The organism is Vreelandella piezotolerans, from assembly GCF_012427705.1.
Taxonomy (GTDB): Bacteria; Pseudomonadota; Gammaproteobacteria; order Pseudomonadales; family Halomonadaceae; genus Vreelandella; species Vreelandella piezotolerans.
The window spans coordinates 1,634,158-1,645,625 of sequence record NZ_CP048602.1 but is presented as its reverse complement, the minus strand read 5'-3'; the positions used below and the strand labels follow the sequence as shown (position 1 = coordinate 1,645,625).

The 11,468-nt window shown below is 55.9% G+C and carries 11 protein-coding genes; 2 read left to right on the top strand and 9 right to left on the bottom strand.

Features of this window, described 5'->3' with window-relative positions; genetic code table 11:
- The first annotated feature begins 82 nt into the window (after positions 1–82).
- A complete protein-coding gene (locus GYM47_RS07510) occupies positions 83–481 on the top strand; it encodes a PA2779 family protein (RefSeq protein ID WP_139528106.1) in 399 nt (132 codons plus the stop codon).
- 13 nt (positions 482–494) lie between these two features.
- Positions 495–1,430, top strand: a complete 936-nt coding sequence (locus tag GYM47_RS07505; protein ID WP_231125656.1) for a PA2778 family cysteine peptidase — start codon at positions 495–497, stop codon at positions 1,428–1,430.
- 65 nt (positions 1,431–1,495) lie between these two features.
- On the opposite strand, the gene sthA is transcribed toward GYM47_RS07505, so the two are convergent.
- From sthA to GYM47_RS07460, 9 genes are all read right to left on the bottom strand, one after another.
- A complete protein-coding gene (gene sthA, locus GYM47_RS07500) occupies positions 1,496–2,887 on the bottom strand; it encodes a Si-specific NAD(P)(+) transhydrogenase (protein WP_139528108.1) in 1,392 nt (463 codons plus the stop codon).
- 117 nt (positions 2,888–3,004) lie between these two features.
- Positions 3,005–3,259, bottom strand: a complete 255-nt coding sequence (gene nqrM / locus GYM47_RS07495) for a (Na+)-NQR maturation NqrM (protein WP_139528109.1) — start codon at positions 3,257–3,259, stop codon at positions 3,005–3,007.
- A 211-nt stretch (positions 3,260–3,470) separates the two neighbouring features.
- Positions 3,471–4,703, bottom strand: a complete 1,233-nt coding sequence (nqrF, locus tag GYM47_RS07490) for an NADH:ubiquinone reductase (Na(+)-transporting) subunit F (protein WP_139528110.1) — start codon at positions 4,701–4,703, stop codon at positions 3,471–3,473.
- 68 nt (positions 4,704–4,771) lie between these two features.
- A complete protein-coding gene (nqrE, locus tag GYM47_RS07485) occupies positions 4,772–5,389 on the bottom strand; it encodes an NADH:ubiquinone reductase (Na(+)-transporting) subunit E (protein ID WP_044628064.1) in 618 nt (205 codons plus the stop codon).
- Position 5,390: 1 nt separating this feature from the next.
- Entirely contained in the window at positions 5,391–6,059 is a 669-nt protein-coding gene (locus GYM47_RS07480; RefSeq protein ID WP_139528111.1) for an NADH:ubiquinone reductase (Na(+)-transporting) subunit D, read from the bottom strand.
- Positions 6,060–6,061: 2 nt separating this feature from the next.
- Positions 6,062–6,883, bottom strand: coding sequence for a Na(+)-translocating NADH-quinone reductase subunit C (locus GYM47_RS07475; RefSeq protein WP_139528112.1), 822 nt, complete (start codon positions 6,881–6,883; stop codon positions 6,062–6,064).
- The gene (locus tag GYM47_RS07470; protein WP_139528113.1) at positions 6,883–8,109 is read right to left on the bottom strand and encodes an NADH:ubiquinone reductase (Na(+)-transporting) subunit B; all 1,227 of its coding nucleotides are present in this window, start codon (positions 8,107–8,109) and stop codon (positions 6,883–6,885) included. Before GYM47_RS07470 ends, GYM47_RS07475 begins: the two co-directional genes overlap by 1 nt.
- Positions 8,109–9,458 carry a Na(+)-translocating NADH-quinone reductase subunit A gene (locus GYM47_RS07465; protein ID WP_139528114.1) on the bottom strand — a complete coding sequence of 450 codons (1,350 nt, stop codon included), beginning with the start codon at positions 9,456–9,458 and terminating at the stop codon, positions 8,109–8,111. Before GYM47_RS07465 ends, GYM47_RS07470 begins: the two co-directional genes overlap by 1 nt.
- Before the next feature lie 317 nt (positions 9,459–9,775).
- On the bottom strand, positions 9,776–11,230 hold the full coding sequence (locus GYM47_RS07460; protein ID WP_139528115.1) for a glyceraldehyde-3-phosphate dehydrogenase: 1,455 nt from the start codon (positions 11,228–11,230) through the stop codon (positions 9,776–9,778).
- Positions 11,231–11,468 lie beyond the last annotated feature (238 nt).

The window sequence follows — 11,468 nt, the reverse complement described above, 5'->3', positions numbered from 1 at the left end:
CTTAAAACCGCATCTGTTTGTTTCTATACTATTTAACGGGCCCTTGATGGCCTGCTCCCCGACCAGTCTAAGGATGAAGACGATGAAAACAGTGCGTGCTTACCTCTCGACCCTTTTGATTGCTGCGTTAGTGCTGACCAGCCTGCCCGTCGTGGCGGCCCCTACCGCTCCACAAGGTATGGATCTGGTATCGACGCAGTCTGTTTTAGCAGGCGACCGTGCTGGCGCTGACCGCGAGCGTATCAACGAAATCCTCGCCCGTGCCGATGTGCAAGATCAACTGCTCAAACAGGGCGTCAATCCCGCCGATGTCGAGGCGCGTGTTGCAGCCCTTAGCGATGCCGAAGCTCAGCAAATGGCACAGCAGCTCGAACAACTGCCTGCCGGTGCCGGTGTGATCGGCGCGCTGTTCGCGGTATTCGTCATTCTGCTGGTAACGGACATCCTAGGGTTGACCGATGTTTATCCGTTCACTCGCTAACGTATTGGTGACCATGGACCGTTCCGTTAACGCCCGCTCTGCGGGCGTTTTGGTGTTGAGCCTGCTGATCCTGCTGCTAACCGGCTGTGCCCGCAGCCCCGTGCTGCTGGAAAGCACCAAAGCAAGCCTTACTCCGCAAACCGAGCTTACCGACGTGCCGTTTTACGCCCAAACCGAGTATCAGTGCGGTCCGGCAACCCTGGCGATGGTACTCAATCACGAAGGCGTGGACGTCGGCTTGGACGAGCTGATTCCTCAGGTCTTTTTACCGGGCCGAGATGGCAGCGTGCAGCCAGAGATGTTGGCCACGGTACGCCGCTACGAACGGCTGGCGATTCCCATTCGCGGCACCATGGACGCCCTGCTGACGCATCTGGAAGCTGGCGACCCGGTCGTCGTGATGCAGAACCTCGCCCTGCCCGCCTTTCCCATGTGGCACTATGCGGTGGCGATTGGTTTTGATTTGCCGAACGAAACGCTGGTTTTGCGTAGCGGTGAGATCGAGCGGCATACCCTATCGTTTAGCCGATTCGATGCGACCTGGGCTCGTTCTGAGCGCTGGGGCTTTGTGGTCAGCGAGCCAGGCAGCCTACCCGAGGGCGTAACCGCACGTAATGCTCTGGAAGCGATTAGCGCCTATGAAGAGCAGCATGGCACCGAGAAGGCACTGAGTAGCTGGCAGGCGTTTGTCGAGCGCTTCCCACAAAACCCGATGGGGCAGTTTGCGCTAGGGAATGCGCTGTATGCCGACCAGCAGGCGAGCGCGTCACTGAGCGCGTTCAAGTCTGCCACGGAGTTAGACCCCACGATGGGCGCAGCGTGGCTGAACCTCGCTATTTTGCAATACCAACAAGAGCGCATCGACGACGCACGAGCATCGCTTGAGCGTGCCGCTGCGCTCGAAGGCGAATGGCAGCCCCGTGCACGGCAGCTGCTGGAGTCGCTGTAAAGGCCTAACCGCGGGAAAGTGGTGTGACAACAGGAAGGGGGCATCAGCCCCCTTTTTATGGGCGCTTAAAAAACGCGATTCAAACCGTTTTGCGCGGCGACCCGGTAAGCTTCGGCCATGGTCGGGTAGTTGAAGGTAGTGTTAACGAAGTACTTGAGCGTATTCGCCTCGCCCTCTTGCTGCATGATCGCCTGGCCGATATGCAAAATCTCGGAGGCTTGGTCACCAAAGCAATGGATACCCAAAATTTCTAGCGTGTCCTGGTGGAACAGGATCTTGAGCATACCCACGGTATCGCCGGTGATCTGAGCACGGGCGGTGTCCTTGAAGAAGGCCTTGCCCACTTCGTAGGGCACTTTGGCTTCGGTCAACTCACGCTCGTTGGGGCCAAAGGAGCTGATCTCGGGAATCGTATAGATACCGGTCGGTACATCGCTAACGAAGCGGTACTCTTTCTCCAAGAGCTCGTTACAGGAGTTCAAGCCCTGATCGTAGGCGGCGCTGGCCAGGCTTGGCCAACCGATCACGTCCCCTGCCGCATAAATATGCGGAATCGACGTTCGATAGTGTTCATCGACGCTGAGCTGGCCACGACCGTTGGCCTCTAGGCCAATGTTCTCGAGCCCCAAACTGTCGGTGTTACCCGTGCGGCCGTTGGCCCAAAGAAACGCATCGGCGCGGATTTTCTTGCCGGATTTCAAGCGGACCACCACGCCCGCCTCGTCACCCTCGACGCTCTCGTACTCTTCCTTATGACGAATTAGTACGCCATGTTTGCGTAGGTGGTACGAGAGCGCATCGCTGATCTCGTCGTCCAAGAACGACAGCAGACTATCGCGGTTGTTGATCAGATCGACTTTGACGCCCAACCCCGAAAAAATGGAGGCGTACTCACAGCCAATGACACCCGCGCCAAAAATCACCAGCGTACGCGGGGTATGGGAAAGGCTTAGGATGGTATCGGAACAGTAGATGCGCGGATGACGGAAATTGATATCCGCCGGGCGATAAGGGCGTGAGCCGGTGGCGATGACGATTTTCTTGGCCACTAACTCTTCCATCCCCTCTTGGCGGTCGCGAACGACGACAGTATGTTCGTCTTTGAAACGCGCGACGCCGTGAAAGAGGTCGATTCGATTGCGCGCGTAGAATGTCGTACGCATTTCGACCTGTTTGTCGATCGTGCCGCGCGAGCGCTCCATGACTTTGGGAAAAGAGAACCAGCGCGGTTCACCGATATCGCGGAACATCCGGTTGGTATTGAACGCCATGATCTGCTTGACCTGGTGGCGCAGCGCTTTGGAAGGAATGGTACCCCAGTGGGTGCAATTACCACCGACCTGGGTCTGTTTCTCGATGATCGCCACCCGCATACCGTGTTTGGCAGCATTGATGGCAGCGCTTTCCCCGGCGGGACCGGTCCCGATAACCACGACATCGTAATTGTGAACCGCCATACGGTTTGGATCTCCTCATTCCTTTACATTTTCGCCAACACATACGTAAACGCCCGCGATTAAGCGAGCGTTGAACGTGTGTGCGTGTATATCATGAATCGCTAGCCGTGATGCGGCTCAACGGCGTGTCGCATCATAGCCTAGATCTGCTCCGCGGCTTTCGTCGCTGCGCCGGCGCACGCTGCCACGTTTGCGGTTCTCTTCTTCGCAAACCTCGTCTTTGCCACCGCAAATATCGCAACCCTCTTTCATGCCGATTTGGTTCAAGCCGCCGCAGGAGCCTGCAATGGGTTTACGGCCCATCAAAACACCGACGGCCATGGCCCCCATGATCAGCGCCATAAAACCGAATACCAGTAGCCAAATTGCCATGTGGTCCTCCCGACATTGCGTTGAGTGCCTTACCTGCCGACAGCCATCGCGCCGATAAGTGCCTTAAAAATTATCCTCTATTGTACCCCAGCCAATGCAAAATGATCAGGCATTCCGGGCAAATTCCCCACGATGTGCATGTCGATCACTCCATAAACGAACGGGGCTAGCCCTAAGGCTAGCCCCGTGTCTAACGTCTGCGGATGCGACATTAGCCGCCGAAATCATCCAACAGGATGTTTTCCGGCTCGACCCCCATATCAAGCAGCAGCTTGATAACGGAGGCGTTCATCATGGGCGGCCCACACATGTAGTACTCACAATCTTCAGGAGCCGGATGGTCCTTCAGATAGTTTTCGTAAAGCACGTTGTGAATGAAGCCCGTCGGGCCTTCCCAGTTGTCTTCCGGCTGCGGATCGGAGAGCGCTAGATGCCACTCGAAGTTGGGGAACTCTTCTGCCAACTGATCGTACTCTTCGTTGTAGAAGGTTTCACGCCAGGAGCGCGCACCGTACCAGAACGAAATCTTACGATCGGACTTCAGACGCTTGAGCTGGTCGAAGATATGGCTACGCATCGGCGCCATGCCCGCACCACCACCGACGAAGATCATCTCGGCATCGGTGTCTTTAGCGAAGAACTCACCAAACGGCCCCATGACGGTCACCTTGTCACCCGGCTTCAGGCTGAAGACGTAGGTCGACATGAGACCCGGGGGATGGCTGGTGCCAGGAGGCGGCGTCGCGATACGAATGTTGAACTTGAGGAGACCTTTCTCTTCCGGGTAGTTCGCCATGGAGTAGGCGCGGATGATTTCCTCGTTGTTCTTGTGGGAAATGTCGAATAGACCAAACTTTTCCCAGTCGCCACGGTACTCTTCTTCGATATCGAAGTCCGAGAACTTGATGTCGTAAGGCGGAGCCACGAGCTGAACGTAACCACCTGCACGGAAAGCGACTTCTTCGCCTTCGGGCAGCTTCAAGTTGAGCTCTTTGATGAAGGTCGCGACGTTCGGGTTGGCCGTTACTTCGGTTTCCCACTTCTTCACGCCGAAGACTTCTTCCGGCACTTCTACTTTCATGTCCTGCTTCACAGGAACCTGACAAGAGAGGCGCCAGCCCTCTTTCTTCTCGCGCATGGTGAAGTGCGACTCTTCCGTCGGCAGGATAGAACCGCCGCCCTCTTCCACGCGGCACTTACACTGGGCGCAGGAACCGCCGCCGCCACACGCAGAGGAAAGGAAGATACCGTTGGCCGCCAGGGTGTTCAGTAGCTTGCCGCCGGCTTGGGTCTTCAGGGTGTGCTCGGGGTCGCCGTTGACTTCGATCGTCACGTCCCCGCTACTCACTAGCTTGCTGCGCGCTGCCAGAATGATCGCCGTTAAGCTAATAACGATGACCGTGAACATGACAACACCGAGCAAGATGACAGATGTATCAACCATGTCGGTTTCCTATTGCTGAAGGTTTTCTGTACCTCGGCAGCCTGGGCTGCCGAGAAAACCGGCTCCGATTAAAGCTGAATGCCAGAGAAGGACATGAAGCCCAGCGACATCAAGCCAACGGTGATAAACGTAATGCCAAGACCCTGCAAACCGCCCGGCACGTCGCTGTACTTCAGCTTTTCACGAATGCCTGCCAGCGCAGCGATCGCTAGCGCCCAACCGGTACCCGCGCCGAAGCCATACACCACGGCCTCGCCAAAGTTGTAGCTACGCTCCACCATGAACAGTACGCCACCGAGGATGGCGCAGTTAACGGTAATCAGCGGCAGGAAGACACCCAGGGCGTTGTAAAGCGACGGTACGTACTTATCAAGGAACATTTCCATGATCTGTACCAGGGCCGCGATAACACCGATGTACGAGAGCAGACCCAGGAATGACAGGTCGATGTTTTCAGCACCGCTAATGCCGGTCCAGGTCAGCGCGCCTTCTTGCAGCAGGTACGTGAATACCAGGTTATTGACCGGCACCGTGATCGTCAGTACGACGATAACCGCAATACCGAGACCGATGGCAGAAGACACCTTCTTGGATACCGCGAGGAACGTACACATGCCCAGGAAGAAGGCTAGTGCCATGTTCTCGACGAATACCGAAGCGACGAAAAGGCTCAGATAGTGTTCCATGTTACACGGCCTCCTTCGGCTTGGTGTTGTGCTTCATCTTGAACTCGTTCTCTTCGACTTGCTCCGGGTTGACAGAGCGCAGTACCCAGATCAACAGACCAATGATGAAGAAAGCAGACGGCGGCAGCAGCAGCAGACCGTTCGGCACGTACCAGCCACCATTCTGAATGGTCGGCAGCACGGTGAAGCCGAAGACGCTGCCAGCACCCAGCAGTTCGCGGAAGAAACCTACCACCATCAGGACGAAACCGTAGCCCAGGCCGTTACCGATACCATCCAGGAAAGACATGCCCGGCGTATTGGACATCGCGAAACCTTCCGCGCGGCCCATTACGATACAGTTGGTGATGATCAGACCGACGAACACCGACAGCTGCTTGGACATTTCGTAAGCATAGGCTTTGAGGATCTGGTCGACCACGATGACCAACGAGGCAATGATGGTCATCTGAACGATGATACGAATCGAAGACGGAATGTGATTCCGAATCAGCGATACGAACAGGTTCGAAAAAGAGGTTACGAAAATAACCGCCAGCGACATGACCAGCGACACACTCATGCTGGTGGTCACCGCCAGTGCAGAACAGATCCCCAGAATCTGAAGCGCAATGGGGTTGTTCTTGAAAATAGGCGCCGTTAAAACGCCTTTTGCATTTACATCCGCCATGATCAGGCCCCCTCAACGTCGTCGAAGTCAGTCTCGGTGTCTTCGGCGTCTGATGGCTCGGTTCCGCTGCGGAATTTAGCCAAGTAAGGAGCAAAGCCCTCTTCACTCAGCCAAAACTGCAGCATGTTGGTCACGCCGTTACTGGTCAGCGTAGCACCGGAGAGCGCATCGACTTCGTGCTCGTTACTCGCACCGCCTTTGGTCAGGTGGATTTCAGGAGAGAGGTCGCCCTCTTCGCTGTAGATCTCTTTACCTTCCCACTGGGCTTGCCAACGCGGATTGTTGACTTCGGCACCCAGGCCCGGCGTTTCACTGTGGTCGTAGTAAGTGATACTAACGATGGTGTTGCCGTCACCTTCTACCGACAGGAATCCCATCATACGGCCCCACAGGCCCTGTCCACGAATAGGCAGAACGATCTGGTCAGGATTCTCAGGATCGCCTACTAGGTACACAGTCGCGAAATTTTCTACGCGCGAGAGTCCCGCGATGTCACGATCGCCAGACAGCGTACGGCCAGTGGCCGGATCGCGTGCAGCTTCGAAACCATCGAAGGTACTGGGGTCGAACTGTTCGGTGTAGTCACCGGTTTCCAGCTCGACGACGCGGGCAGTGATCTGATTGCTGAACGTCTCTTCCACATCCATTCCTGGCTCGTAAAGACGCGCCACGTTGAGGATGTTGGTTTTACGGTCCAGCTCCTGATTGAGCTGCTGCGCTGGGCGCAGTGCCACGGCCGCCGTCGAGACGATGACCGAGCACACGATGCACAGCGAGAAAGCGACAATCAGAACTTTCTTGATGGAGTTGTTACCTTGTGCCATTAGGCAGTCTCCTCGGCCGGTACGCCAGTACGCTTGAGACGGCGCTTAACATTGGCCTGGACGAAGTAGTGATCGATCAGCGGCGCAAACAGGTTGGCGAACAGAATGGCCAGCATGATGCCTTCCGGGAAAGCCGGGTTGACTACGCGGATCAAGACCGTCATCACACCGATCAGGGCACCGAACACCAAGCGACCTTGGTTGGTCATCGCGGCAGACACTGGGTCGGTCGCCATGAACACCATACCAAAGGCAAAACCACCAATGACGAGGTGCCAGTACCACGGCATCGCGAACATGGCATTGGTCTCGGAGCCGATCAGGTTGAACAGTGTGCTGGTGATCACCATGCCCAGGAAGACGCCCAGCATGATGCGCCAGTTGGCGATCTTGGTCCAAAGCAGTACGGCGGCACCGATCAGGATAGCCAGGGTCGAGACTTCACCCACAGAACCTGGCACGAAGCCCAGGAACGCATCCCACCAGCTATAGGTGTTGGTCAGCGCAGACATACCGTCTTGAAACGCCATGGAGAGCGCTGTCGCACCTGTGTAGCCATCGGCGGCGACCCACACTGCATCACCGGAAATTTGCGCCGGATAAGCAAAGTACAGGAACGCGCGACCCGTCAACGCGGGGTTCAGGAAGTTCTTACCCGTGCCGCCAAAGATCTCTTTGCCGATCACGACGCCAAAGGTAATCCCCAAAGCGACCTGCCAAAGCGGGATGGTGGCCGGCAGAATCAGCGCAAACAGCACGGAGGTCACGAAGAAACCTTCGTTGACTTCATGGCCACGCTTGATGGCAAACAGCACTTCCCAGAAACCACCCACGACGAACGTCACGAGGTAAATGGGCAGGAAGTAAGTCGCGCCAAGAACGAAGTTAGCCCACAGGCTGCTGGGATCATGACCGCCCGCGAGGGTCATCATGATGGCTTCGCGCCAGCCGTTCATGGAGGCATAACCCGCTTCGATGGCAGTGTTCGCCTGCCAGCCTGCGTTCCACATACCGAAGAACATGGCCGGGAAGGTGCACATCCATACCGTGATCATGATGCGTTTCAGGTCGACGCCATCACGCACGTGAGCGGTGGTTTTTGCAACGCTGGGGGGCGAGTAGAAAATCGTATCTACCGCTTCATAGAGCGGATAGAACTTTTCGTACTTACCACCTTTGTGGAAGTGCGGCTCGAGATTATCGAGTGTTTGTCGAATACCCATCATCAGGCCTCTTTCTCGATCATGGTGAGATTGTCACGCAGGATTGGGCCGTACTCGTATTTGCCGGGGCAAACGTAGGTACATAGCGCCAGATCCTCTTCGTCCAGCTCAAGACACCCAAGCTGCATGGCAACCTCAATGTCGCCCACAATCAGCGAACGCAGCAGTTGCGTTGGCATGACATCCAACGGCATGACGCGTTCGTAGTTACCCACCGGCACCATGGCACGCTCGGAACCATTCGTCGAGGTGGTCGGCGCGTAATTGCTCAGGCCTTTGATTTTTGAAAGATAGATGCCCATCACCGAGTGGCGATTGGCACCGGGAGAGAGCCAACCCATGAACGTGCGCTTGTTGCCCTCTTCCAGCAAGCTGACTTGGTTGTGGAAACGCCCCAAATAAGTCACCTTGCCTTCTGCGGCAGCGCCAGAGAAGACCGAGCCAGAAATCACACGGGTGTCTTCTGGTTGGATGATTTCACCTGCCAAGAGTTCCTCGGTGCTCGCCCCGATACGGGTGCGCAGCAGACGAGGCTTTTCAGCACGCGGGCCACCCACCGCAACGATGCGGCTCATGTCCAGCTTACCTTCGGTAAACAGCTTACCGAACGCAATCACGTCCTGATAACCGATGTGCCACACTTTTTTGTGCAGCGCGACGGGCGAAAGGTAATGAATATGCGTGCCTACCAAGCCTGCCGGGTGCGGCCCAGCGAAACTTTCTGTCTTGACGCCGCTAATATCGCCGCCGGGTACGGAAGCGTTTGCTCCGGTGCACAGAAAAACGTTGCCCTCGGTCAGGCGGGTTAGCACCTTGAGGCCGTCTTCGAATGCTTGAGCATTTTCGTTGATGATAAAGGCGGGGTCAGCGCTCAGCGGATGGGTATCCACGGCGGTGACGAAGATATCGGCAGGCACACTGTCGATAGCTGGCGTGCGTGAGAAAGGACGCGTACGTAGAGCGGTCCACATGCCAGACTCGACGAGCTGGTCGACAACGGTTTGACGATCGAGCTGTGCTAAAGCGCCACGATCATGAGAAGCAAATGTCATCGCTTCTTCATTTTCATCGACTTTAATGACCACAGACAGTAGACGTCGTTTTTCGCCACGGTTAATAGCGACCACTTCACCACCGGCAGGCGCCGTAAAACGAACGCCGTCGATTTTCTTGTCGGTGAAGAGAAGCTGGCCTAATTTGACCTTATCCCCTTCCTGAACTTCCATGGTTGGCTTCATGCCAACATAGTCAGTGCCCAGGATTGCCACGTGACGCACAGGCTGCGCATTGTCAATACGCTGCTCGGGCGCTCCCGTGATGGGGAGATCCAGGCCTTTTTTGACTTCGATCATAGTCTCGCCCAGTTGATGGATCGGATATACGAAGGTAAGGGGTTCGAATGCTTATTTTCTGTTCAGTGAATTCTTGTTTTGCTGTTCAGATCGTTACCAGTCAGGCTCAAGCACGCTTGAACCACCCCGAAAAATCTATCGCATTATAAAGATAAGCGCGGCCAATGACCACATCCCTGATGGCCTCCAAAAGTGCTATGTGCCGTTCTAGGCCATTTGTTTCTGGAACAAAAAAACGCCACCCGAGGGTGGCGTTGATAAAACCCATGTCGCTGATACGCTAATTTAGCGTTTACCGCGTCTATAGCCGCATCGGCTTAGTGTGGCAGCTTCAAAAATTGCACGTTGGACATGTGCTGCAGAATGCGAATGACCTGGCAGCTATAGCCAAACTCATTGTCGTACCAAACATACACGACCGCGTGGTTGCCGTTGGCAATGGTCGCTTTGGCATCGACGATACCCGCATGGCGGTTGCCGACGAAATCCGACGAGACCACCTCGGCCGAGTCGACGAAATCGATCTGTTTTTGATAAGCGGAATCGATGGACATACGACGCAGATAGTCGTTGAGCGCTTCGGCGTCGGTGCCTTTCTCCAGGGTCAAATTTAGAATCGCCATGGAGACGTTCGGCGTGGGCACGCGGATGGCGTTACCGGTCAGCTTGCCTTCCAGCTCCGGCAGCGCCTTGGCAACGGCTTTGGCAGCACCGGTTTCGGTCAGCACCATGTTCAGCGCTGCGCTGCGGCCGCGACGATCGCCCTTGTGGTAGTTATCGATGAGGTTCTGATCGTTGGTGTAAGCATGGACGGTTTCCACGTGCCCCGTCACCACGCCAAACTCATCGTTGAGCACCTTGAGAACCGGCACGATGGCGTTGGTGGTGCACGATGCCGCCGAGACGATACGGTCGCTATCGCCGATCGACTCGTGGTTGATACCGAACACGATGTTTTTGATATCGCCTTTACCTGGAGCGGTCAGCAGCGCTTTTGCTGCTCCTTTACACTCCAAATGTTGCCCCAGGCCCGCTTCGTCGCGCCAGATACCGGTATTGTCGACGATGACCGCGTTGTGGATGTCATAGGCGGTGTAGTCGATGTCACTCGGAGAATCCGCATAGATCACTTGAACCACGTTGCCATTAATGGTCAGGGTACGCGCATCGGCATCGACAGTGATGGTGCCATCGAACGGGCCGTGCACAGAATCACGGCGTAGCAGGCTAGCGCGCTTCTCTAGATCTTTAGCAACGTCCCCGCGACCACGCACCACAATGGCACGTAGACGCAATAGGTTACCACCACCGGCTTTTTCGACCATGACCCGGGCCAGCAAGCGTCCAATGCGCCCAAAACCGTAAAGCACTACATCTTTTGGCTCACCCGTGCTGGCACCCGGCTGGTAGCCGTCGATGATCTCGTTCAGCTCCTTGTTCAAGAAGGCATTCAGGTCACCGCCACCTTGCCGCTTGAAGCTGACCGCCAGCTTGCCTACATCCACGTGGGCAGGCCCCAGATTCATCTCGCTCATCGCCTTGACGATGGGAAAGGTATCCGCCACGGACAGCTCGGTCCCTTCGATCTTACGCACGAAACGGTGATCTTTGAGAATGCGAATGACCGACCGCTTGATCAGAGAGCGTCCGAACATCGTGGCCACAACGTTGTTCTGGCGATAGAGCTGCCCCACTAGTGGGATCATTTGCTCCGCCAGGGCTTCGTTGTTTTGCCATTCCTGAAAAACGTTTTCGAGCGCTTGCTGACTCACGTGCGGCCTCATTGAGTTATGAACGGGGATGTCCCGAGTATTATCCGGAGCTTATTAAGGTGCCGCAATGAATGGATAGTCGCACAACATGTAGGGGTATTACAGAAAAAGGGTATTGACTACAAACGCCAATGATGCAGCGACCAAGCGATCTTAACGCCCCATGGCGCCAAAGCCTCTGCGCGAAAGGGCGGATCGTGTATGATCTTGGTTCCGTTTCTGCGCAAAACGATACCTT